Origin of the sequence: Limnobacter sp., from assembly GCF_036405155.1 — a bacterium.
Lineage (GTDB): Bacteria > Pseudomonadota > Gammaproteobacteria > Burkholderiales > Burkholderiaceae_B > Limnobacter.
The window spans coordinates 258,683-282,486 of sequence record NZ_DASWYD010000007.1; the positions used below are offsets into that span (position 1 = coordinate 258,683).

The following is a 23,804-nucleotide window of genomic DNA, read 5'->3' on the forward strand; positions in this document are numbered from 1 at the left end:
GTTATTATGCACGGGTGAACCATTCTTATCCCCGCTATTACCCAGGCTACGTTGCCATTTCCGCGAGTACCGACCATGACTTCTTCTGCCCCCATTGCAGCATCCATTTTTAAAGCCTATGACATCCGCGGCATTGTGGACGACACCCTGACCGAAGAGGCCTGTTACGCCGTTGGGCGTGCATTGGGCCAATTGGCACTGAGCCGTGGCAAAAACGAGGCCGTGGTGGGTCGAGATGGACGCCTTTCCGGCCCACGCCTGTGCGCAGCCCTGGCCGATGGCTTTCGCGACGCTGGCGTGAGCGTGGTGGATGTGGGCATGGTGGCCACGCCCTTGGTGTACTTCGCCACATTTTTGTTGGGCAATGGCACGGGTGTTCAAGTCACCGGTAGCCACAACCCACCCCAATACAACGGCTTGAAGATGATGGTGGCTGGGGAAACCTTGTACGGTGACACCATTCAAGGCCTGTTGCAGTGGATTCAAACCGAGAAGCCTGTGCGGGGTTTGGTGGCTGGTTCGGTTCGCGGTGGCTACCGTGAACTCAATGTGTGGCCAGACTATTTGAAGAACATTCTGGGCCACATCAAGCTGGCCCGCCCCATGAAAATTGCAGTGGATTGCGGCAACGGCGTGGCCGGTGCATTTGCCAAAACATTGTACGAAGCCTTGGGCTGCGAGGTGACAGAGCTGTTTTGTGAAGTGGATGGCAATTTCCCCAACCACCACCCAGACCCGGCGCACCCCGAAAATTTGCAGGACTTGATTGCCTGCGTGAAAGCAGGCGATGCCGAAATTGGTTTGGCCTTTGATGGCGATGGCGACCGCTTGGGAGTGGTGACCAAAGACGGTGAAATTATTTACCCCGACCGCCAACTGATTTTGTTTGCCCGCGATGTGATTGCCCGCAACCCCGGTGCCATGGTGATTTACGACGTGAAATGCACACGCCACGTGGCCAACGCGGTGAAGGCGGCTGGTGGTGAGCCGTTGATGTGGCGCACGGGGCACTCGCTCATCAAGGCCAAGTTGAAAGAAACCGGCGCGCCCCTGGCGGGCGAAATGAGTGGGCATGTGTTTTTCAAAGAACGCTGGTTTGGTTTTGACGATGGCCTGTATGCGGGTGTGCGCTTGCTGGAAATTTTGTCGCGCAGTGCCAACCCCAGTGCCGTGCTGAATGACCTGCCCAACTCCAGCAGCACCCCTGAGTTGCAATTGAAAACAGCCGAAGGTGACAACTTCAAACTGGTTACAGAATTGCAGGCCAAGGGCCAGTTTCCAAGCGCTGAGCGGGTGGTGACGATTGATGGCGTTCGCGCTGAGTATGCCGATGGTTTTGGTTTGGCCCGGCCTTCCAATACAACACCGGTGGTGGTCATGCGGTTTGAGGCCGATAATCCGGAGGCGCTGGCGCGTATTCAGGGTGAATTCAAGGCCGCGATTTTGGCGGTCGCACCGGGGGTTGTATTGCCGTTTTGATTGCCTCCCGGCAACTCCGGCAGCCCGTGCCTTTGTAACCCCCCAGCAACATCGGTAGCCCGTGCCGAACGCCCCCCGAATGTAAAGGTTGCCCCGCGCCTTCGAACCGTCCCGATAACTCGCCACTGCGTGGCTCAAACATCTCGGTCCGTGTGTTCGAATGCTGTGCGGGTCAAGCCGATCGGGGGGCTGACTGTACGGCTCCGGGCTCACCGGCATTGCTGGAGGCAAAACGACTCGGTGCAATTTAGTGGCACCGTCACTGCGGCATGCGCGGTTCACCTCCCCTGCAGCGAGGGAAATACCAATGGACCGTCGCCAAGGGCGAGGTAGAGCGCAGTGCCGCATTCTTACTCTCGGCAAAGGTCAATCTAACCCTGGTTCAAACCAACGAAGTGACCCAAAAGTAACTTGTTTGTTTTTCCCAACAAGCGCCATTCAAAACCCCCGCCCAAGCGCTCAATCTGAGTACTTGCGCATTCAATCGGGCCGAAAGCAAAGCCCCGTCTTGAGTGCTTCCAAATCGAGTGTTTTCTCTAGTTTTTAAAAGTGGATGTAACTCTGGAGTTTCGAGGAAAGCCTCGAAAAATCTAGTTGAAAGCCGGGGAGGGTGGTTGCAAACTAAGGGCTCACATCCCTCCTCCTTTGCTTCTGAGGTTTGCCCGGTTAACCATACCGGGCATTTTTTTTGCCCTGTTTTTGCCGCGTCGTGCTGGTTTCGGATAGCATGGCGCCTGTTCCCGTTTTACTTCCTGCCCCCACATCGTGGCCACCTATTCCGTCAAAGAGTTGTTTTTTACCTTGCAGGGCGAGGGTGCACAGGCCGGGCGGGCGGCCGTGTTTTGCCGTTTTGCGGGTTGCAATTTGTGGAGTGGCCGTGAAGAAGACCGGGCCACGGCCGTTTGCCAGTTTTGCGACACCGATTTTGTCGGTACCGACGGCACTGGTGGTGGAAAATTCAAGACAGCGCACAGTTTGGCCCAAGCCATTTCCAACGCTTATGTGGGCGCTCGCAGCGGTCAAAAGCCCTATGTGGTATTCACCGGCGGCGAGCCTGCCTTGCAACTGGACACAGCCCTGGTGGATGCGTTGCATGCCGAGGGTTTTGAAGTGGCCATTGAAACCAATGGCACGCTGCCCGTGCCGGCTGGGGTGGACTGGATTTGTGTCAGCCCCAAGTTTGGCAGTGAGTTGGTGCAAACACAGGGCCAAGAGTTGAAGGTGGTGGTGCCGCAGTTGGGTCAAAACCTCGATGCTTTATCGACTCTGAATTTCCAGCATTTTTTTGTGCAGGCCATGGACGATGCCAACCCTGCTAAAAAAGCGGCCAATTTGCAAAAAGCCATCGCCGTGTGCCTTCAAAACCCCCGTTGGCGTTTGAGTGTTCAAACCCACAAAGTGATTGGAATGCCATGAAAGTATTCAAACAGTTCACCTTCGATGTGGCGCACCAGTTGCCCGACTGGCCCGGTTTGCATGGCCACAGCTACACGGCGGAGGTTTGGTTTGAAGGCCCCGCCACGGACGGTTATGTGGTGCCTGAAAGCCTGCTGACCGATCAAGTGGAGGCCGTGCGCAAGCAACTGGATCATTCCTACCTGAATGCATTCATCGAACTGCCAACGTCTGAGAATATTGCGCGCTGGATCTGGAACCAATTGCGCCCTGAAGGCCCGTTGGTGAAGGTGCGCGTGTTCCGCGGGTCCATCGGGTTTGGGGTGGAATACGATCTGCAGGATGCCTTGGCTGAGGGCAAGGCATGATCGGTCATGCGCGGCCATCCAGTCAGTTCAACCTCAGTGTTGGTCAGCCTTGTGCGCGTTCTGTAGCGGTTTGTTGACCCAGCGCAGGGCTGTTTCCGGCAACTCTTGGGCCAGCACAAATTGCCGGGCCTCTTGCGCATTCATGGGCTTGGCCAAGCCAAAACCTTGCAGTTCTGCAACGCCCGACTCAACCAGGAAATCCCGTTGATCGTCGGTTTCAACCCCTTCGGCCACCACGCCCAGGCCAAGCGCCTTGGCCATGGCCAACACAGTGCGCGAGATGATGACGCTGTCGGGTTTGTTGGGCAACTCATTGACGAATGAGCGGTCCAGCTTGATGGTCTGGACCGGCATTTTGTGCAGCATCGCCAAAGAGGAATAGCCGGTGCCAAAATCATCGATGGACAAGTTGATGCCCAGTGCATGCAGGCGCATCAAATCGTCTTGAACCGCCGCGTGGTTTTGCATCAACACGGTTTCAGTCAGCTCGATCTCCAGCAAAGCGGGCGACAACCCAGTTTCGCTGAGTACATCGGCCACCGTGTTGCACAATTTTCCATCCAGCAATTGAATGCCGGACACATTCACCGACAGCCCCACCGGGTGACCGAGTTGCTGATTCAGTTGGCTCACCCACTGGCAGGCCTTCCGCAAAATCTGTTCACCCATGGGCACAATCAGACCTGTTTCCTCGGCAATCGGAATGAATTCAACCGGTGGAACCAGCTCCCCTTGTTCATTGCGCATGCGGGCCAAGGCCTCTACGGAGCAAATGCGGCCCTGGGGGCTGAAGCGGGGCTGGAAGTGAACTTCCATGCGGTCGTTCACAATGGCATCGTGCAACTGGTTTTCCAGGTTGACTTTGGTTTGCAGCACTTCGCTCATGTTGCTGTGGAACATGCGCACGGTGTTTTTTCCGGCCTGTTTGGCCTGGTACATGGCAATGTCGGCGTGTTTGAGCAAGCCTTCGGCATCGGTGGCGTCATCCGGATACAGCGCCACACCCACTGAGGCACCCACGTAGATGGATTTGTCGGCCAATTCAAAAGGCCGTTTGCTCACCGCATCCACCACTTTGCGGCCCACGTTGAATGCAGATTCCGGGTCAGGAATGTAGGGCAGGGTGATCACAAATTCGTCACCCGACAGGCGCGCCACAATGTCGGAATTCCGGACCACAGCGCGCAAGCGCCGGGATACGGCGATCAACAATTCGTCGCCCTTGTCATGCCCCAGTGTGTCGTTGACCGCCTTGAACCCATCCAGATCAATAAACAGCAAACCCAGTTTCAGGTTCGAAATCTGTTTGTTGCTCAGCAACTCGTCCAGCGACTGGGCCAAGAGCAGCCTGTTGGGAAGCCCCGTGAGCGAGTCGTGCGTGGCTTGGTGCCGCATGTCGTTTTCGGTGCGTTTGATGGAGCTGATGTCCGTGAAGAAAATGGATATCAACTCGGCGCTTGGGTAAGCCTTGACCTGATACCACACCTCGTTGGCGGGGTCTTGCCACTGGAAAGTTTCCGGTTGCAGATTGCCCTTGGCCTGGTTCACGGTTTGAAACAAAGGGGTGTTTTTGAGGTGGGGCGCTCGGTCCCACAGGGGGCGCCCCAACAGCAATTGGGGCGACTTCCCCAGCAGTTCTGCACCCTTGGCATTCAGGTAGGAAATATAACCGTTCAAGTCGATGGCAAAGAATGCATCATTCATGGATTCCAGAATGCTGTTGATGCGTTCCTCGCTCTGAATCAGCGCTGTTTCCAGGTGATGATGGCTCGATTCGCCGATGAGCAATACATCGCTGCCGTTGCCCACTGCAGTCCAGTCAAAAAACACCACCTCGTTGTTTGCGTTGCGCAGTCGAAATGAACCCCGCGCACTGGCGGTCTTGAATTTCACCTGGTCGATGAGCCGCTTGAATTGACCGACATCGCTGCGGAACACCAGGTTGCTGGCATCCAGCCCTCGAAACTGGTCGCTGTCCTGATTGAAAAACTCACCAGTGGGTTCACTCACCGAGCGCAATATGCCCGTCTCGCTCATTTGAAGCACCACGGTGGTGGGTGCGGCCTGCTGTACTTTGTCGGGCTCTGCTTTCAGCAGGCCAGGCGACGCATGGCTGCTGGCGGCAGGTTCTTCCTCCACAATGCCAAACCGGCCATGGGCCCACATGCGCACCAGGCGCCACTCTCCGTCCAGCCAGACATGGCCCATCCAGCCCTGCTGAAGTCGAAGTGCATCGGACAAGGCCCGGTAAATCGGCATGCCGTAACGCGCGGCAATCAAGTCGCTGCCCGACTTGAAGCCGACCTCACGGCGAAAGTGTTTGCTGGCCGCAATCAAACTGAGTTCGTGATCCACGTGGGCGACCACGCTGGCGATTCTGGACTTGCTGTCCAGAAGTTCGGCAATCAGTGGGTCATCCAGCAGTTTTGACAGGCTCATGGCGTGCGCTCCTCACACGCTGAACTTGGCCAGTCGACGCTCCATTTCGCGCATCAGGTCATCTGCACGCAAAATGGTCTCGATGGTGTTGTTCAATGTCGTGAATACGCGCTCTGCCCGGGTTTGAACCTGCTCCAGAGAGCCCAGCACTTCCCAGCCCTGGCGCTGGTTGTGATGCCCGTTTTCAACCCACTGGTGGGTGGCACGGTCCACAGACACCGCTTGGTTTTCAATCGCACTCAGACCACTCTTGAGCAGCTCCATGCTCACCAGGAACCCCTGGGTGCGTTCATTCACACTGTCCAACCCGGCGCGAAGCACATGCAGCGATTCGGGCGAAACGGGCGTATTGCCAGTGCTGTCCTCATCGGCCTGCCGCAGCAGTTGTGTCAGTTGTTGCCGGCATTCAAAGGCTTGTGCACCCATGCGCTGCAGTTGTTCAAACGATTGGTTCAGGTCATTGACCAGGTCAAAACAGTCGTTGGTGACTTTTTTGGACAGTTCAGCGGTGGATTGTGCCAAGCGGGTTTGTTGACTGAGTTGCTGAACAAACGCATTGAGTTGTCGGGATGCCTGTTGGCTGTCTTCCAGGTGCATCTGGTTGCCATTGCCCAGTTCCCGGGCAATGTCGGCCAATTCGCGCACATCGGTTCTCAGCATCTTGAATGCTGCAATCACAAAGCTCATGTGGTTGGCATAGTCATTGAACATGCGGCCGACAGCCGATAGTTCGCCCAGTTCATTGGCTTGGGCCCGGGCGCGCAAATTCACACCTTGATCGGTGTTGAGGTGTGCCAGCAGTTGGGCGCTTTCTTCGGCCGCCAGGGCATGTTCACGCAAGGTGCGGGCGATCACGCTCAACAGGCCGACTTCCACCAGCACGTAAAAGGCATGCAGGGAGATGGCAGACCAACCTGCAAAAGGGCCGCGGAATACGTAGCAGTCAAAGCCGGCCCGCTGTAGCCAGTCAAACAGAATGTGGTGGATCAGAATGCCTGTGCCCATGGTGACCAGCGGGCGTACGTCCCGGTAGGCCAGCATGATGGGCAACAACATGAAAAAGCTGAAGTGGTATTCAATCAACCCCCGGCCCAGGTGAACATGCAGTGCAGCCTGGCCCACCAGCAGGGCAGCGTTCAGGTGCATGGTTAGGGGTTGGCCAGCCTGAACACGTGTCAGCAGGGCAGCCACCAGAAACAGCGGAAAGCCCCACACCACCGCTTGATATACATTGTGATAGGCCACACCCAACGCCAGTGCAAAGGCCAGACAGGCGCCATTGGCGGCCAAGGCCAACCAGTCGGCATGGGCACGAATACCGTCGATGGAGGTGGGGTTGGCCCCTGTTGCGCGGTCTGGGGTCGCTGGCCGTGGAGACACGGCGGGTTGTGAACCCGTGTTGATGGAAGATGTTGCCAGCATGGCGTTGGACCTTGTGCGCAGTTGTTCGATATTGATGCACAAGGTTAACCCGTCAGCCCCCGGCCCAATTGGGTGAACAGACGCTGTTTTTTGGCCCTTAGAAGCGTTCTTCCGGGCTGAGCAGGCGCCACTGGCCCACTGGCAGTTCGCCCAGCATGACCCGGCCAATGCGGACCCGCTTCAGGCCCACCACTTTGAGACCGACAATTTCACACATGCGGCGGATTTGGCGTTTGCGACCTTCCACCAACACGAAGCGCAACTGGTTTTCGTTTTGCCAACTCACGCTGGCGGGTTTCAGTTCATGGCCATCCAGGCTGATGCCATGGCGCAGCATGGCCAGGCCCCGGTCGCTCAGTTCGCCTTCCACCCGCACCAGGTACTCCTTGTCCACGGTGGAATTGGCGTCGATCAGTTGTTTGGCGATTCGGCCGTCTTGTGTCAACACCAGCAGGCCGGTCGAGTCGATGTCCAGGCGCCCGGCCGGTGCCAGCCCCTTGAGCATGCCGGGCTGGAAGGGGGTGGAGGTTTTGCGGTCCCATTGGTTGTCGGCGCCAATGCATTCCATGGCGGCCTTGTATTTGCCCTCCGGTTGGCCAGACACCACGCCAATGGGCTTGTGGTACAAAATGGTGACCTGCTTGCCCAGCACGTTTTTGGCGCGGGCATCCAAGTCAATCTTGACGGTGGGCAACACCTTGGTGCCCAGCTCTTTCACCACCTGACCATTGACCCGCACCCAGCCGTTTTCAATCAGAAAGTCGGCTTCGCGGCGTGAGCAAACGCCCTTGGCGGCCATCACCTTGCTGAGGCGCTGGGGTTCAAAGGGGTCCATCATGTCCAGTGTGCTGGTGCCGGTTACGCGGCTGCGGCGTGGGCGTGGCGCATCACCGGTGGCTTTGGACATCGGCTTCGGGCCTGTGCGTGGTGCTCCGGCAGGGGAGGGCTTGCTGCCGACCGGTTTGCCGGTCGACCTGCCAACAGGTTTGCCCCCGGGCGCTGCAAAGCCCGTGGTGGCTTTGTCGCGGGTGCTGGGGCGTTTGGGTGGACCACCCCGTCCAGCGGTACCGGTGCGTGAAGAGGAGCTGGAGCCTGCGCGGCCTGCGGGTTTTTTGTTCATGAAAATCAGTGCCTTCCCAATGACTGGGTAACGAGCCCGCAGGGTACCACATTGCATCAACCGGGTTGCGAGTCTTCCTTCCAGTCCTCACGCTTCAGTTCAGGCGGCAGCAGCTTGTACAGCACCGGTGTCACCAAACGACCAATCAGGGTGGACGAAATCAGCCCGCCGATGATGACCCAGGCCATGGGTGCATACAGCCCGCTGCCTTGCAGCGCGAGCGGCAACAGGCCACCCACAGCGGTGGCACTGGTCAGTAAAATCGGCAGGAAGCGAATGCGCCCGGCTTCTTCAATGGCATCGTCCAGCGACTTGCCCTGTTCGCGCAACTGGTTGGTGAAGTCCACCAGCAGAATGGAGTTTTTGATTTCAATCCCGATGAGTGCGATAAAGCCCAGCATGGCCGTGAAGGACAGGGAGTTGCCACTCAGGAATAGGGTGACCATGCCACCGGTGACCCCCAGGGGGATCACGAACAGCACAATCAAGGTGCTGCGGAAGCTGCCAAACTCCAGCACCAGAATCGCGAGAATGCCAAACACGGTGATGAGGATGGCCGAACCAAACCCGGCAAAGCTTTCTTTGCGGCTTTTCGCTTCGCCAGCCAACTGGTATTTGTAGCCGCGTTTCCAGTCCAGCTTGTCGAGTTTGTTCGAAATCTCGTTGGTGACTTTTTCCGTGTTGTAGCCTGTCTTGGTGTACGCCGTCAGTAACACCGCCCGTTCGCGGTTGTAGCGGTAGATGCTGTTCAGGTTGCTGTCCAGTTCCAGGGTGGTGAGCTGGTTCAGTGGAATGGCTTGCCCGGTTCGGGAGATGATGTTGAAGTCATCCAGTGCCTTCAGTGAGGTTTGGCGTTCAGCAGGCCCGCGCACACTGATGGTGTAGGCGTCGCCATCGCTTTGGCGAATTTCACCAGCAGGTGCGCCGGCAATGGCCAGGCGCACGGCCTGGTCCAGGTCCACCGAATTCACACCCAGCAAACCAGCCTTGTCGAAATTCACTTTGAGGCGAAGGTCGCTGCGCCCGGTGCGTTGCGGGTTGTCGATGTTTTGGGTGCCCGGGTGTTCGGTCAGCACCTGTTCAATCTGTGCGGCATAGTCGCGCAGTGTGTCCAGGTCGGGTCCTGTCAGCCGAATACCCACTGGTGCGTCGATGGGCGGGCCATTTTCAAACTCACGCACCACGATGTTGGCACCGGGGATGGTTTTGAAACGTGCCCGCAGGGCGTCAAACAACTTGGGGGTTTTGGCGTTGTATTCCTTGAGTTGCACAAACAGCTCGCCCACATTGGACTGTTTGTCCTGTTGGAAGACGTTGTAATAAATTTGCGGGTTACCTTCGCCCACGGTGCTCATCACATCCACCACTTCCGGGAAGGCTTTCAGCTCGGTTTCAATCTGCCGAATCACCGCGTCGGTGGCCGTGAGGCTGGAGCCCGCTGGCAGGCTGACCTCAATCACGAATTGCGGCGTATTGGCTTTGGGGAAGAGCGAGAAACCCATGAGCGGCACCAGCGCCAAGCTGGCTGCAAACAGCACCAGCGATCCAGCCACCACGGTTTTGGGGGTTTGAAGTGCGCGGTGCAACAGCGGGGTGTACACCCGTTCAATGCCACTGTTGAGTTTGCGCAGCAGCCAGTTGCCGTGCTCATCGTCTTCTTTCTTCAGCAGGCGGCTGGCCAAAAACGGAATGATGGTGAGTGCCACAAACAGCGAGGCCATCACGGTGAATACCACGGCCACCGGCAGTGAGCGGACAAACTTTCCGGCATTGTCGGGCAACATCAGCAGTGGCAAAAACGCAAACAGCAAGGTGGCTGTACAGCCAAGCACGGCCAGCGAAATTTGCTGGGTGGCAAACCGGGCGGCATTCACGCGGCTGTGGCCCATGCGCAAATATCGCGCAATGTTTTCAATCACCACAATCGAATCATCCACCAGCAAGCCCAAGGCAACCACCAAACCGGCAATGCTCAACTGGTTGAGCGAAAAACCAGCGAAGTACAAGCAGGCCAAACCGGTGAGCAGCGACAGTGGCACCGAGATCATGACGATACCGGCCGCCCGCAAACCCAGGGGCAACAGGGTGAGCAGCACCAGCAATACCGCCAGCCCAAAGTCAAAGTTCAAACGGTTTAAACGCTTCTCCACGTTTTTGTATTGTTCAAAGCCGTGCTGCAATTGAATGTTGGGTGGCAGGGTTTTGGCGAAGTCGTTGACCACCTCATCCAGGGCTTTTTGCGTCACGAAAATATTGCGGGCTTTTTTCTGGTTGGCGGTCACAAACACAGCGCGTTCACCGTTGTAGCGCGCCATCACGTCCTGGTTTTCATAGTCCCATTGCACATCGGCCACATCGCCCACTCGCACCAAACGACCACCCAAGGCGCCACCGGTGCCCGTGCCAAAAATCACGGTGTTGCGGATTTCCTCCACCGTGCGGTATTGGCCCGAGGTTTGCACATTCAGTCGACGCCCGCCTTCTTCAACCGGCCCGCCGGGAATGTTGAGCGACTCGCCTTGAATCACGCGCGCCACATCGGCCGCTTGTATTTTCAGTTCAGCCAGTTTTTTGAAGTTCAGGGTGACGCGCACCTGTTGTTTGGGGTAGGACCAGGTCTCGCTCTCCCGAACGGCGTCAATCCGTTCCAGTGCTTCGGACAAATCCTCCGCATAGTCGGCCAGCTCGGCATAACTGGCGGAGTTGGATACCAAGGCGTATTGCACAATGTTGGTGAAGCCCGGGTTGATCCGCTTGATTTCCAGGGAGCGAACACCCGCTGGCAGCTTGGGACGAATCTGGGCGATTTCCCGGTTCACTTCATCAAACTTTTTGTCAACATCCACTTCCGCCTTGAAGCGAACAAACACCACCCCACCGCTGTTGCGCGAGGTCGAAAACATCTCTTTCAAATCATCCAGGCCCCGCAGCGCATCCTCAATGGGTTTGGCCACCTGCTGTTCCATTTCGATGGGGTCGGCCCCTGGGTACACCACATTGATCCGGAATGCGCTGATGTCAAAGTAGGGGTCTTCAGTGCGGGGTATGTCTTTAAAAGCGGTCAAGCCAATGGCCGTCAGCAGGAAAAAAATCACCAGCGTGAACTGGTAATTCTTGATGGAAAAGTCCGACAGTTTCATGGCGCTTACTCCGCGATCTGGACGGTTTCGCCGTCTTGCAGGTAGGCCGCGCCCACGCTCACCACCCGGGTGCCTTCCGGCAATGGTTCAGCCAAGGCCAGGCGATTGCCCTGCACAAAAGCCACCTTCACCGCGCGGCGTTTCACGCTGTTGTTGGCCTCTACAGTGAACAGCCAGGCTGCCTTGTTGTCACCCTCGATCACGGCTTCCAGCGGGACATAGCTGCGTTGCTCGGTGTTATCCGCCGGTTGGATGCGCAACTGCCCCTGCATGCCCGACAGCACATTGAGTGCAGGGTTGGCCTGCGTGTCGATGAGCACTTGCACGCCATAGGTGCCGGTGGCGGGGTCGGCCGCCTGGGCCAGTTCAATCACCTTGGCGGGCCATTGAACGCCGGGCACTGCATCAAACTGCGCCGTGGCGGCTTGCCCCACCTGGACGTGGATGGCCTGTTTGTCGGACAGGCTGGCCTTCATGACAAACCCACTGGCCCGGCTGCCCAGCAACAACACCGGTTGGCCGGGGGCAACCACTTCGCCCACTTGTGCAAACCGCTTCAGCACCACGCCGGGTGCGCGGGCAGAAACTTCTGCCGTTTGTCGTGCAAAGCTGGCTTGGCTTGCCTGGGCTTGTGCCACTTGCAAGGCTGTTTTGAGGTTGTCCAGTTGAACCGACGAAATCACTTCCTCGCTGCGCAGTTGCTCGCCCCGCTTGAGGTCTCGCTGGGCTTTGTCCAAACCGGCAGCGGCCTGGCTGACGGCAGCATTCACTTCCTGCTGATTCAGCCAAGCGAGTTTTTGCCCGGGCTTGACGCTGTCGCCCTCGCGCACGGTGATTTGCTCAATCACGCCGCCCACCTTGAAGCTGAGTTTGGTCTCATCGCGAAACGCGCCCACGCCGGCAACCTCAATGGCCGCCTGGCCGGGGCCCAGGCTCACCGTTTGAACCTTCACCACCCGCGCTGCGTTGGCGGTGGCAGCCTCGGCCTCTGGCTTGGCGGGCCCACAGGCTGACAGCAACAGGCTGGCAACCAATGCAGTGGCAATCAATGACAGGGGAGCGGAGCGGTTCATGGTTGAACTCCTTGAGGCAATGCGTAATCGGGGATGTCGCGGTTGTTGTACTGCCAGATGGCATGGTCGATTCGGGCTTGGTGAACGGCTGCAATCAAGCCCAGGCGTGCCCGCGTGGCGGCTTGTTCACTGCTTAAAAATTCAATCTGCGTGGCCTCACCGGCGTCGCGTTTTTTGCTGACAATTCGAAGGCTTTCATCGGCCGCTTTGCGTTGGGCCATGCGTGCAGCAATCGAGTCCAGCGACACCAGCAGGTTCTCGGTTGCTTGTGTTTTGGCCAATTGCAGTTGGCGGCTGACTTGCGCTGCCCGTACTTGCAGTGCATCCGCCTGCGCTTTGGCACGCGCCACCTCACTGCTTCGCACGCCACCATCGGCCAGTGTCCAGCTCAACACCACCGAGGCTGTGGCAAAACCGGTGTTGGGGCCGGTTTGGTAATCACGCCCTTGGTACCCACCTTCAATCTGATAACCCAGCGTTGGTTTGTAGGTGGCGCGTGCGGCTTCCATCGCCGCTTGCTGCGCAGCGAGGCTGCGCTCCAGCCGCGTGAGCGCCGGGGCCGCCGCATTGCCAGCCTCGCGGGGTTGAAGTACCTCGGTCAGTTGTTCAATGGCGGCATCGTTGTCTTCTTGCGGTGCCATGTCCACTGCGCTGGCGGCTGGTGCAAAGCGCAGCAGGTTGAAATATTCCCGCGCCAGCCGCGCTTGCTTCTCGGCGTCTTTCAATTGGACTTGCACGTCGAGCACCTCGGCCTCGGCCCTGCGGGGCGCATCCAGTGTGGTTTCCCCGGCCTTGTAGAGTTGCTGGTTGACCCGCCGGTTTTCTTCCAGCGTGGCCAGGCTTTTGCGTAGCACCTCAATGCGAGCATGCGCTTGTGCCAACTGCCAATAGCTCACTTGAAGGTCGCGCACCAGTTCTTCTTTCACTTGTAGTTGCGCTGCCTGTTGTGCATTCAAGACTTCGGTTTGTGCTTTCACCTGTCCATTGAGTACAGGCTCATAAATCGGGCCGCGCAATTGCAAACGGGTGTCCTGTTCGGTGGGGCGCAGCAGGGGAATGGATTGGTTTTGCACGGTTGGGAAACGCGGTGGCTGACCATTCATCACCAACTGTGCGTTCAATGCCTGATACACCGGGTTCAGCAAATCACCAGCCGGGAAGTCAATCGTGCGCCCTCCCTCCGACACGCTGGCCCGCGCTTGAAGACTGAGGCTGGGGTAGTAACGTGCCCGCAAATTTTCCAGACGCTGGCGCTCGGCTTCCACATCCAGGTTTGCGGACACCAGCCCCGGGTTGTTCAAGAGGGCTTCGCTGACATAGCGTTGCAAGGTGGGGTCTATCGCATTGGGTTGAGCAGTTTGCGCGGTCGCCAACGAGGTTTGTGTGAGTAAACTCAACACTGTAATAATGACTAGACGTCTGTCTAACGAAGGCTTAAAAAAAAGGCGAGCAAGTCGCCGTTTGACGGAAAGGGTCGATGGGTTCATGCCTGGCCTCCAGTGCCGGGTGTGCACAATGCTTGCATGGTCAATTCCAGTGCGTCGCTCATGAATTGTTCTTTGGAAAAGCCCATGGCCTCCATGAACTTGAACTTGGTTTGCGCCAGTTGGATAGTGCCGTGGGTGTAGCCCCACAAGGTGATGGAAATCTGGATGAGGTTTTTCAAATCACTGCGCAAACTGCCATCGGCCATGCCTTGGGCCAGGGCGAGCACGGTTTGTTCGTGCACCTTTTGGCCGGCCTGCATCATCTCCAGCGTTTCGCAGCACGGGTCGTCTGCGTTAAAGTCGTGTTCCTGGGCCTCAAACCGCGACAGCGCAGCAAAGTAGGTGGGGTGCTGCTCGGAAAAATTCATGTAAGCCCGGCCAATGGCCCGCACCTGATCAGCCCCTGTTTTGGCATTTTCACGGGCCTGCTGGAATAATTCGCGCAGCAGTTGAAGCCCCCGAAGACACACGGCCAAATGCAGGGCATCCTTGTCTTTGAAATACACGTACACCAAGGCGCGCGACACCCGGGCTTGTCGGGCCACTTGGTCCATGGTGGCTGTGTCAAAGCCTTTTTCGGAAAAAACAACCTCGGCCGCGTCCAGGATTTCCTCCCGGCGGCGTTCCTTTTCTTCTTCGCGTCGTTCAGTGATGTAACTCATGATGTGGATGGTAGTTTAAGCGTTGACAAAGTGTCAATGAAATTCTGAATTTTGAATCAAATGAGCGATCTGGGACCCTTTTGAGGGGTCTTTTTGGCAGACCGACTGATGGCCATTCTTTTTACAGTGGAGTCATCCAATATCGCTTTTGCGCGGGAGTTGCCGTGGGCCATTTGAATGAACGTATCGATCTGCCCCAGGTGTTTGTCATCGATGACCATCCGATTGTGAGTTTCGGTTTGTTGGCTTTGGTCAAAGACCTGGCCCCGGGTGTCCGCACGCGGCAATTCTCCAATCTGAAAGAGGCAGCCCAGGCAGCTGTTCGTGATTTTCCAGCATTGGTGATCACCGACTTCTATTTGAATGATGTGCGGCCAGAGTCGTTCGTCGGTTTGTTCGACACCCTGTTTCCCAACATTCCAGTGTTGATCAGCGCCAACGATGCGCCGGTGATGACGCAATTGAAGCGTCAGGATTCTCAGCGTTTCTCAGTGTTTTCCAAACTCACACCGTTCCCCAAGTTGATGGAACATGTGCGACATGCACTGGACCAGGCCGGCTTGTACACAGCGCCCGTTCATTCTTTGCCAGCCAAGCAGCTCACCCACAAACAAACCCAGGTGCTGGAGTTGATTGGTGCGGGCTTGACCAACAAGGACATCGCGGTGACGTTGAACATCAGCCTGGAAACCGTGAAAGGGCATGTGAAAGACATTCTGGAACGCCTGAACGCGAAAAACCGGATGGAAGCCACGGTGATTTACAAACATGCCCAAGTGCACCAGGTGCACGATGGTGTGCACCACAACGCTTGAAGTGAGTCGCTTGCCTAAACTTTAATCGGTGCCTGGAAACAACCATGGAATGAGGTGCTTGCAGCACTTGTCCACACGCTATCCAAGCACTTGTGCCCATCGAATGGGGATATCTTTCCACCAGGTTTGATAGCATAGCCATCACCTTTTGTTGATGAGCCAAGCCCCATGAATGTTCTGATTGTTCACGCACACCCCGAACCCCAATCGTTTTGCACGGCCATGAAAGATCGCATGGTGCACCTGTTCGAATCCATGGGTCACACGGTGGCAGTGTCCGATCTGTATGCCAAATCGTTCAACCCGGTGGCCAGCGCCAGTGACTTTTCTGATCGCTCAAACCGGGATTACCTGGTGTATGCGCTTGAACAGCGACACGCTACAAAAACCGGTACCCTGTCCGACGACATTGCCGCCGAGTTGGACTTGCTCAAACAAGCCGATCTGCTCATTCTGAATTTCCCGATTTATTGGTTCTCTCTGCCAGCCATTCTCAAGGGCTGGATTGACCGGGTGTTTCTGTCCGGCGTGGTGTACGGTGGTCGCAATTTTTATGACCGTGGCTTGATGCGTGGCAAGCGCGCCATGCTCACCTTCACCTTGGGTGGTCGTGAGCACATGTTTGGTCCAGGCTCAGTGCATGGACCACTGAACGACCTGTTGAAGCCCGTTTTGCAGGGCAGCCTGGGTTATGCAGGTTTTGAGGTACTGGAGCCCTTTGCTGCGTACCATGTTCCTTACATCAGCGATGAGGCGCGACAGCAAACAATGCTCGATCTGGACGTCTGCATTCGTGGGTTGGATCACCGTGTGAGCCTGCCCATGCCGAGCCTGGACCACTTTGATGCCCAGATGAACCCGATTGCGGGCAAGCCCACGGCGTGAGCCTCAAAACAAAAACCCGCGGCAAGCGCGGGTTTGGATGTTTACTGCAGTTTTGGAGGACAGCGGGCCCAGCAAGCAGGGCCTTGCCACCCAATCTTTTTATTGTTCCAGGCTGAATTACTTCAAGCCGAGTTGTTTCTTGATCTTGGAGATCACGTCGTTCTGGACGGACTTCACGAGATCTTTCACTTTCTTTTCGAGATCGCGAATCTCTTTCTGCACTTCGCTCAACAACTTCTTGCGGTCGGAAGCACCCATCACGGCAGCTTTGGCCTTGGTGGCTGTTTTCTTGGCAGTGGTTTTGGCGGTGGTTGCAGTTTTCTTGGCGGCAGCCACTTTCTTGGTGGCTTTGGCTTTTGCGCCAGCGGCTTTGGCCTTGGCGTCGCCCAGTGCCTTGGCTGCTGCTGAAGCTACACCGGCTTTTTTGGCGGCTGGCTTCTTGGCTGCTGCAGGCTTTTTCGCGGCGGCTGGTTTTTTCGCAGCTGCAGGCTTCTTGGCAGCGGCTGGTTTTTTCGCTGCAGCAGGTTTTGCAGCAGCGGGTTTTTTAGCAGCAGGTTTTTTTGCTGCGGGTTTTTTTGCAGCAGCGGGGGCTGCCTTCGTTGCTTCAGAGTCTACAGGCTTTTGATCCATGTTTTATAACCTTCCTATTAGGGTGTGGTGACTACTGTTTACATCAAAAATTATTTTCTGAAAAGCTTTTTTCATCAATTGATTCACAACAACCCGTTTGGATTGTTTTTTCAGAAAATTTTGTGGTTTTTTTTTCGCACAATTCTTGTGCGATTTCATCGTCGAAATCAAAAAAATTTCAGGCATCGCTTTTGCTTTTTTGAGTGCAGGTTTCATCAACAGGCACTGCGATGTTCAAACACCTTTCCAATCTCTCTCACCATGCTGCGTGGCGTCGACAGCTAGAGCTGCTGCTGGACTCCACAGGCGAGGGTATTTACGGCATCGACTTGAAAGGGCGCTGTGTGTTCATCAACAAAGCGGGTGCGAGCTTACTCGGTTACACGCCTGATGAAGTGCTGGGACGAAACATGCACTACCTGATGCACCATTCCTATGCAAACCGGGATTTGATGCCCGTGTGCGATTGCCAGATTTTCAAAGCCTTTCAGCAAAACGAAGGGTGTCGTGTGGACAGTGAAGTGCTTTGGCGTCGGGACGGCACCAGCTTTCCAGCCGAGTACGCCTCTTACCCCATCTTCGAAGGCACCGATGTGGTTGGCGCTGTCGTGACGTTCAACGACATCAGCGCCCGCATGGAAGCACAAAACCTGCGGGCCGCGGTGCAGGTTGAACTGGAGCGCCGCGTGCTGGAGCGCACAGCCGAGTTGCAGCAGGCGCATGACCGGCTGCGCCGCTTGTCTGCGCACATGAACACCACTCGGGAACGTGAGCGCGCCCGCATTGCGCGCGAAATGCACGATGACCTAGGTGCCAAGCTCACCGCGTTCGACCTGGAGCTCAAGGCCCTGGCTTACCGGGTGAGTGAGGTGCCTGAACTGGCCCTGCGGATTGGTGCCATGATGAAATTGTCGGAGGGCGCCATGGACAGCTTGCGGAGAATTTTGTCGGATCTTCGGCCGGGTTTGCTCGATCACCTCGGGCTGTGGTCGGCCATTGAACATTTGTTGGGTGAGTTCATGACACGCTCAGGCATTCAAACCATTCTGGATGTACAACCCGATCTGGAAATGGTTCGCTTGGGGCGCGATGCTGAAATTGCGGTGTACCGGATTGTTCAGGAAGCCCTGACCAATGTGCACAAACATGCGCAGGCCCGGCGGGTCGAGGTGAGTGTTCAGCGGGAGGACCGTGCCTTGGTCATCCGTGTGCAGGATGATGGTCGTGGCTTGCCACGACAGAGCGCAGCGCAGGGGTTTGGCTTGATGGGCATTGAGGAACGGGCGTGGGACTTGGGTGCGAAATGTTTCATCGGCAATGTGCCCGATGGGGGCACCTGCATCGCCATCACACTGCCGAATGTCATGGCGATGCAATCCTCCACTTCCGGGGACACCGCATGAGCCGCATCTTGATCGTGGATGACCACACCATCATCCGAAAAGGACTGATCCAGATTCTTCGGGAGCTGGATGCCGCCCATGTTTGCATGGAGGCGGCCGATGGCGTGGAGGCGCTCCGGTTGCTGCGCGAGCAATGCACCGATGTGGTGCTGCTGGACGTGGCCCTGGGTGAGCGGGATGGGTTTGATGTGCTGCGCAGCATTCGCAGCGAGTTTCCAAAACTGGGTGTGATCGTGTTGTCGGTGTATCCCGAAAGCCAGTTTGCCACCCGTGCCATTCGCAGCGGTGCCAACGCCTATTTGAACAAAGGCTGCTCGCCGCAGGAGCTGGGTCAGGCCGTGAGCCTGGCCGCGCAGGGGCAGGTGTATCTCACCCCGCTAGCCGCGGGGTTGTTGGCGCACACCCTGCGACAACCCGCCGACCAGCCGCCCCATGCGCTGCTGTCGAACCGGGAAATGCAGGTGTTGCGCATGTTGTCCCAGGGCGAGACGGTGCAGCACATTGCGCACAGTCTTTGTCTGTCTTCCAACACGGTGTCGACCTATCGGGCCCGGGTGTTTGACAAGCTTCAGCTCAAGAACCTGGTGGAGTTGGTGAATTACACCAAGCAACACGGTCTGGATTGAACGCCCATGTTTGACGCTCATGTAGGGCCAGCACTACACCACAATCACACACAACGCGATACCCGTCATCGCCGCTTGTCCTCACACTGAATCCAACACAAACGATTCGGAAACAGGTGGCAAAGCATGGCCAGGGCACAAGGCTTTCGCTTGGGCATTTACGTGTTCAAGGATGCAGAGGTGATGGATTACGCGGCTCCCTACAGCGTGTTTTCGGTCGCCCGCCGGTTTGACCCAGAGCTGGACGTATTCCTGATTTCAGAAAGCATGCGCCCGGTGCAAACCCAGGCAGGCCTCACGGTGTTGCCCAACTACAGTTTCAATGATCAACCTGACCTGCACGCATTCTTGATCCCCGGTGGTTTTGGCACCCGGCAAGAAATGCACAACCGCAATTTGCACCGCTACATCCATGCGTTGCCGCAGGACTGTTTGTTGACCAGCGTGTGCACAGGCTCCTGGATTTATGCCCGCATGGGTTTGCTCGATGGCTTGCCCGCCACCAATCGCAAAGAGCCTGACCGATTGGAGGCATCCCATTTGGGCAAAACACCCATCGACCGATTGGCCGAGATCGCACCGGCCTGCCGAGTCAGCCGTGCCCGTGTGGTGGATGCAGGCCGATTGGTGACGGGCGGTGGGATTGCCAGCGGCATGGAGTTGGGTTTCCACCTGCTGCGCCGTGCGGGGTATGACGAACCATTTATCACTGATGTGGCGCGGGTGATGGAGTACGGCAAAGCCTATGAGCAGTATCGCCACGATGTGGATTACTACCGGCCTGCAGCCCTGCAGGCCAGCGCGTGATGTTTGACCCAGGAGTTTGACATGTCATTGTTTAAAGACCCCTTCGACCACTACACCCGGCTGGGCGCAGGTTGCGCCTGTGGCCAGCATGCCTCACAGGCTGAACACGATGTGGCCCTGGCGGCTATGCACGACCGCGCAGTGGAGTCAGCCGTGATGCAGGCCGTGTTTCCGGATGATCAATTGCGCCGCAATTTTCTGCGGGTGGTGGGTGCAGGCACGGCCATGGCGGCACTGTCCAGCTTCTTCCCCTTGGGTGCGGCCAAAGAAGCGTTTGCTGCACCGGCAGGTGCGCTGGAAAAGCAGAAGCTGAAGGTGGGTTTCATTCCCATCACCTGTGCAACGCCCATCATCATGGGGCAGCCCATGGGCTTTTACGCCAAGCAAGGGTTGGATGTGGAGGTGGTGAAAACCGCTGGCTGGGCGGTGATACGCGACAAAACACTGGCCAAGGAATACGATGCGGCGCACATGCTGAGCCCCATGCCGTTGGCGATTACCTTGGGTGTGGGTTCCAATCCCATTCCCTACACCATTCCCGCCATTGAAAATATCAACGGGCAGGCCATCACTTTGTCGATGAAGCACAAGGACAAGCGCGACCCGAAGGACTGGAAGGGTTTCAAGTTTGCAGTGCCGTTTGACTATTCCATGCACAACTACCTGTTGCGCTACTACCTGGCCGAACACGGGCTCGACCCCGACCGTGATGTACAGATTCGCGCTGTGCCACCGCCCGAAATGGTGGCCAATATGCGCGCCGACAACATCGACGGCTTTTTGGCGCCTGACCCCGTCAACCAGCGTGCCGTGTACGACGGTGTGGGTTTCATTCACATTCTGTCCAAGGAAATCTGGAACGGGCACCCCTGCTGCGCCTTTGCAGCCAGCAAGGAGTTTGTGACCTCGGCACCCAACTCGTACAAGGCTTTGTTGAAGGCGATTCTGGAAGCCACAGCCTATGCCCGCAAACCGGAAAACAGAAAAGAGATTGCGGCGGCCATTGCCCCAACCAACTATTTGAACCAACCGCTGACGGTGGTGGAACAGGTGTTGACCGGCACCTATGCCGATGGATTGGGCAACATCAAGAAAGACCCCAGCCGAATCGACTTCGATCCATTCCCCTACCAAAGTTTTGCGCTGTGGATTTTGAGCCAGATGAAGCGCTGGGGACAGATCAAGGGTGAGGTGGATTACGCGCAAGTGGCCAAGCAGGTGTTTTTGGCCACCGATGCCACCCGCCTCATGAAGGAAGCGGGATTGCCAGTGCCTGCCAGCACCGACAAACCCATCACCGTGATGGGCAAGGTGTTTGATCCGAAAAAGCCGCAGGCCTATGCCGAAAGCTTCGCGATTTCACGCTTGAAGGGGTGACAGCATGCGTGGCTTTAAACAATCCCGTTGGGCATCCTGGGCCTTGAGCGCGTTGCTGTTGGCCGTACTCATTGGCGTGTGGGCGCTGGCCACACGGCCAGAAAGCAAGGCTGTGTCGGTGGATGCGGAGTACGCTGCACTGGTGGGCAATGCAGCGGCCAGCGGCAGCAAAACACCGCTGCCCACGCCGTGGGATGTGGGTGCAAAGTTATACGAGCACCTCAGCGACCCGTTCTATGACAAAGGCACCAACGACAAAGGCATCGGCATTCAGTTGGCGTATTCGATTGCGCGTGTATTGGCGGGCTACAGCCTGGCCGCATTGCTGGCCATTCCCTTGGGGTTTGTGATTGGCATGTCGCCCTTGTTGTACAAGGCACTGGACCCCTTCATTCAAATCCTGAAACCGGTCAGCCCATTGGCCTGGATGCCCCTGGCCTTGTACACCATCAAGGACAGCAGCACCTCGGCCATTTTTGTGATTTTCGTGTGTTCCATTTGGCCCATGTTGGTCAACACCGCCTTTGGTGTGGCCAGTGTGCGGCGTGATTGGTTGAACGTTGCGCGTACCCTGGAAATTGGTGCCCTGCGCACGGCCTTCACCGTCATTCTGCCGGCTGCTGCACCCACCATCATGACCGGCATGCGCATTTCCATTGGCATTGCCTGGTTGGTGATTGTGGCCGCTGAAATGCTGGTGGGCGGTACCGGCATTGGCTACTTCGTGTGGAACGAGTGGAACAACCTATCGATTGCCAACATTGTGAGTGCCATTCTGTTCATTGGTTTGATCGGCATGTTGCTGGACAACCTGCTGGCCCGCCTGGCGCGTGCTGTGGCTTATCGGGAGTAATCGCCATGACCGTTCATCACGACCTCAACCCTTTCCTGCAAGTGGAGGGTTTGAGCAAAACCTACCAACCGGGCAACCCAGCCGTACCCCCAGTGTTTGAGCATGTGAATTTCGATATTCACCAAGGCGAGTTTGTGTGCATCATCGGGCACTCGGGCTGCGGCAAAAGCACCATCCTGAACATTTTGGCTGGGCTGGATGAGGCCTCGGAAGGCTACACCATCATGAATGGCAAACAGGTGGTGGGCCCGTCGCTGGAGCGCGGTGTGGTGTTTCAAAGCCATGCACTGCTGCCGTGGTTGAGCGCATTGAAGAATGTGGAGTTTGGCGTGCGCTCGCGCTGGCCCAAGAAAAAGCCCGAGGAAGTCACCGAGCATGCCATGCGCTATCTCGACATGGTGGGCCTGGGCAAAGCCGCCCACAAAAAGCCGCATGAATTGTCGGGTGGCATGAAGCAGCGGGTGGGTATTGCCCGGGCCTTTGCCATTGAACCGCAAATGCTGCTGCTGGACGAACCCTTTGGTGCGCTGGACGCGCTGACGCGCGGCACCATTCAAGATGAACTGTTGCAGATTGTGCAGGCCACCCGTCAAACCGTGTTCATGATCACGCACGACGTGGACGAGGCGATTTTGCTGGCGGACAAGGTGCTGCTGATGAGCCACGGGCCGCGTGCACGCATTGCTGAAATTGTGGAAATCACCCTGCCGCGCAACCGGACCCGGGCCTCTGTTCACCACGATCCACAGTACTACGTCATTCGAAATCACCTGGTGGATTTTCTGGTGAACCGCGCCAGCCCATCTTTGCCCGTTCCAGTCGGTGATGTGCAGGCACGTCACCAGCAACCCCCGGTGGTACGCCCCGGTTTGACCGCGCTCAAACCTGAGGCAAGCCCCGCCCATATCCATGTTTTGCAAAGGAGTGCACCATGAACCGCGACGATGTAACCCAACTGATTTTGACCGCCAAGCGCAAAAAGAAAGCGTCCTGGAAAAGCTGTGCCGAGGTGGTCGGCCAGTCCAAGGAGTGGACCACCGCCGCATTGCTGGGCCAAATGACGCTGACCGAAGACCAGGCGAAAAAAATTGGCACGTATTTGAATCTGCCTGAAGATGCGGTCGAGCTGTTGCAAATCACACCGTACAAAGGCAGCCTGCCCACATCCGTGCCCACCGACCCGCTGATTTACCGTTTCTATGAATTGGTGAGCGTGTACGGCACCACCTTCAAGGAGCTGATCCATGAAGAGTTTGGCGACGGCATCATGAGCGCGATTGACTTCAAGATGGACCTGCAGCGCGAGCCCAACCCACAGGGCGACCGGGTCAGCATCGTGATGAGCGGCAAGTTCCTGCCGTACAAAACCTACTGAAACACCACTAAGGCGAGATCGGGCCGCCGTGCCCGATACAATAGGGGTTTCGCAGTCCGCGAAGTACCCCTATTGGAGCCTGCCATGAGCGACACCCCCAACACCCCCGATGAACTGGTTCTGCCGTCTGGCGTCAAGCTGACCTTCAAACAGCGCGGCACCGGCACGCAAAAGCCAACACCCACCTCCATGGTGGAAGTGCACTATGAGGGCACCTTTCTGGATGGCCGCGTCTTTGACAGTTCCATTCGCCGCAACGAGAAAATTTCATTTCGCCTGAATCAGGTGATTCCGGCCTGGACCCAAGGCCTGTGCGAAATGGTGGTGGGCGACCGTGTAACACTGTTCTGCCCCGCCGCCACCGCGTATGGTGCACGGGGAGCAGGTCCCATTCCCCCCAACACCGACCTGCTGTTCGATGTGGAGTTGTTCGACATTCGCTGAACGG

General features: G+C 57.1%; 22 protein-coding genes. 14 read left to right on the forward strand and 8 right to left on the reverse strand.

The features are described from left to right. The first annotated feature begins 75 nt into the window (after window positions 1–75). The 3 genes from VGE55_RS11860 to VGE55_RS11870 all read left to right on the forward strand — a co-directional run bounded on the left by VGE55_RS11860 (window position 76) and on the right by VGE55_RS11870 (window position 3,242). Window positions 76–1,479 carry a phosphomannomutase/phosphoglucomutase gene (locus tag VGE55_RS11860; protein WP_331131891.1) on the forward strand — a complete coding sequence of 468 codons (1,404 nt, stop codon included), beginning with the start codon at window positions 76–78 and terminating at the stop codon, window positions 1,477–1,479. 765 nt (window positions 1,480–2,244) lie between these two features. Continuing rightward, window positions 2,245–2,895 (forward strand): 7-carboxy-7-deazaguanine synthase, encoded by a 651-nt coding sequence (queE, locus tag VGE55_RS11865; protein ID WP_331131892.1) that lies wholly within the window; start codon window positions 2,245–2,247, stop codon window positions 2,893–2,895. After that, window positions 2,892–3,242 (forward strand): 6-carboxytetrahydropterin synthase, encoded by a 351-nt coding sequence (locus VGE55_RS11870; RefSeq protein ID WP_331131893.1) that lies wholly within the window; start codon window positions 2,892–2,894, stop codon window positions 3,240–3,242. Before queE ends, VGE55_RS11870 begins: the two co-directional genes overlap by 4 nt. A 33-nt stretch (window positions 3,243–3,275) precedes the next feature. Here VGE55_RS11870 and VGE55_RS11875 read toward each other — a convergent pair whose 3' ends face one another. From VGE55_RS11875 to VGE55_RS11885, 3 genes are all read right to left on the reverse strand, one after another. Further along, a complete protein-coding gene (locus VGE55_RS11875) occupies window positions 3,276–5,681 on the reverse strand; it encodes a putative bifunctional diguanylate cyclase/phosphodiesterase (protein ID WP_331131894.1) in 2,406 nt (801 codons plus the stop codon). 12 nt (window positions 5,682–5,693) lie between these two features. Further along, window positions 5,694–7,103, reverse strand: coding sequence for a hypothetical protein (locus VGE55_RS11880; protein WP_331131895.1), 1,410 nt, complete (start codon window positions 7,101–7,103; stop codon window positions 5,694–5,696). Window positions 7,104–7,200: 97 nt separating this feature from the next. Then, a complete protein-coding gene (locus tag VGE55_RS11885) occupies window positions 7,201–7,941 on the reverse strand; it encodes a pseudouridine synthase (RefSeq protein WP_331131896.1) in 741 nt (246 codons plus the stop codon). Between VGE55_RS11885 and VGE55_RS11890 the strand changes: the two genes are divergently transcribed. Continuing rightward, on the forward strand, window positions 7,940–8,254 hold the full coding sequence (locus VGE55_RS11890; protein WP_331131897.1) for a hypothetical protein: 315 nt from the start codon (window positions 7,940–7,942) through the stop codon (window positions 8,252–8,254). The genes VGE55_RS11885 and VGE55_RS11890 overlap by 2 nt on opposite strands. 25 nt (window positions 8,255–8,279) lie before the next feature. Here VGE55_RS11890 and VGE55_RS11895 read toward each other — a convergent pair whose 3' ends face one another. From VGE55_RS11895 to VGE55_RS11910, 4 genes are all read right to left on the reverse strand, one after another. After that, window positions 8,280–11,363 (reverse strand): efflux RND transporter permease subunit, encoded by a 3,084-nt coding sequence (locus VGE55_RS11895; RefSeq protein ID WP_331131898.1) that lies wholly within the window; start codon window positions 11,361–11,363, stop codon window positions 8,280–8,282. Window positions 11,364–11,368: 5 nt separating this feature from the next. Next, a complete protein-coding gene (locus tag VGE55_RS11900) occupies window positions 11,369–12,436 on the reverse strand; it encodes an efflux RND transporter periplasmic adaptor subunit (RefSeq protein WP_331131899.1) in 1,068 nt (355 codons plus the stop codon). Further along, complete coding sequence (locus VGE55_RS11905; protein ID WP_331131900.1) at window positions 12,433–13,833, reverse strand: TolC family protein; 1,401 nt, start codon at window positions 13,831–13,833, stop codon at window positions 12,433–12,435. Before VGE55_RS11905 ends, VGE55_RS11900 begins: the two co-directional genes overlap by 4 nt. A gap of 86 nt (window positions 13,834–13,919) precedes the next feature. Further along, a complete protein-coding gene (locus VGE55_RS11910; RefSeq protein WP_331131901.1) occupies window positions 13,920–14,585 on the reverse strand; it encodes a TetR/AcrR family transcriptional regulator in 666 nt (221 codons plus the stop codon). A 164-nt stretch (window positions 14,586–14,749) separates the two neighbouring features. On the opposite strand from VGE55_RS11910, the gene VGE55_RS11915 reads away from it, so the two are divergent. After that, window positions 14,750–15,400 carry a response regulator transcription factor gene (locus VGE55_RS11915; RefSeq protein WP_331131902.1) on the forward strand — a complete coding sequence of 217 codons (651 nt, stop codon included), beginning with the start codon at window positions 14,750–14,752 and terminating at the stop codon, window positions 15,398–15,400. A 168-nt stretch (window positions 15,401–15,568) separates the two neighbouring features. Next, window positions 15,569–16,285, forward strand: a complete 717-nt coding sequence (locus tag VGE55_RS11920) for an NAD(P)H-dependent oxidoreductase (protein ID WP_331131903.1) — start codon at window positions 15,569–15,571, stop codon at window positions 16,283–16,285. Between the two features lie 117 nt (window positions 16,286–16,402). Here the strand turns inward: VGE55_RS11920 and VGE55_RS11925 are convergent, their stop codons facing one another. After that, window positions 16,403–16,915: a hypothetical protein gene (locus VGE55_RS11925; protein WP_331131904.1), complete on the reverse strand. Its 513-nt coding sequence runs from the start codon at window positions 16,913–16,915 to the stop codon at window positions 16,403–16,405. Window positions 16,916–17,145: 230 nt separating this feature from the next. On the opposite strand from VGE55_RS11925, the gene VGE55_RS11930 reads away from it, so the two are divergent. The 8 genes from VGE55_RS11930 to VGE55_RS11965 all read left to right on the forward strand — a co-directional run bounded on the left by VGE55_RS11930 (window position 17,146) and on the right by VGE55_RS11965 (window position 23,800). Next, window positions 17,146–18,318 (forward strand): PAS domain-containing sensor histidine kinase, encoded by a 1,173-nt coding sequence (locus tag VGE55_RS11930; protein WP_331131905.1) that lies wholly within the window; start codon window positions 17,146–17,148, stop codon window positions 18,316–18,318. Continuing rightward, complete coding sequence (locus tag VGE55_RS11935; protein ID WP_331131906.1) at window positions 18,315–18,944, forward strand: response regulator transcription factor; 630 nt, start codon at window positions 18,315–18,317, stop codon at window positions 18,942–18,944. Before VGE55_RS11930 ends, VGE55_RS11935 begins: the two co-directional genes overlap by 4 nt. Window positions 18,945–19,070: 126 nt before the next feature. Further along, entirely contained in the window at window positions 19,071–19,751 is a 681-nt protein-coding gene (locus VGE55_RS11940) for a DJ-1/PfpI family protein (protein WP_331131907.1), read from the forward strand. A gap of 21 nt (window positions 19,752–19,772) precedes the next feature. After that, window positions 19,773–21,128: a CmpA/NrtA family ABC transporter substrate-binding protein gene (locus VGE55_RS11945; RefSeq protein WP_331131908.1), complete on the forward strand. Its 1,356-nt coding sequence runs from the start codon at window positions 19,773–19,775 to the stop codon at window positions 21,126–21,128. Between the two features lie 4 nt (window positions 21,129–21,132). Beyond that, window positions 21,133–21,981 (forward strand): nitrate ABC transporter permease, encoded by an 849-nt coding sequence (ntrB, locus tag VGE55_RS11950; protein ID WP_331131909.1) that lies wholly within the window; start codon window positions 21,133–21,135, stop codon window positions 21,979–21,981. A 5-nt stretch (window positions 21,982–21,986) separates the two neighbouring features. After that, on the forward strand, window positions 21,987–22,916 hold the full coding sequence (locus tag VGE55_RS11955) for an ABC transporter ATP-binding protein (protein ID WP_331131910.1): 930 nt from the start codon (window positions 21,987–21,989) through the stop codon (window positions 22,914–22,916). Next, complete coding sequence (cynS, locus tag VGE55_RS11960) at window positions 22,913–23,356, forward strand: cyanase (RefSeq protein ID WP_331131911.1); 444 nt, start codon at window positions 22,913–22,915, stop codon at window positions 23,354–23,356. Before VGE55_RS11955 ends, cynS begins: the two co-directional genes overlap by 4 nt. 84 nt (window positions 23,357–23,440) lie before the next feature. Then, window positions 23,441–23,800: an FKBP-type peptidyl-prolyl cis-trans isomerase gene (locus VGE55_RS11965; RefSeq protein ID WP_331131912.1), complete on the forward strand. Its 360-nt coding sequence runs from the start codon at window positions 23,441–23,443 to the stop codon at window positions 23,798–23,800. The last annotated feature ends 4 nt before the right edge of the window (window positions 23,801–23,804 follow it).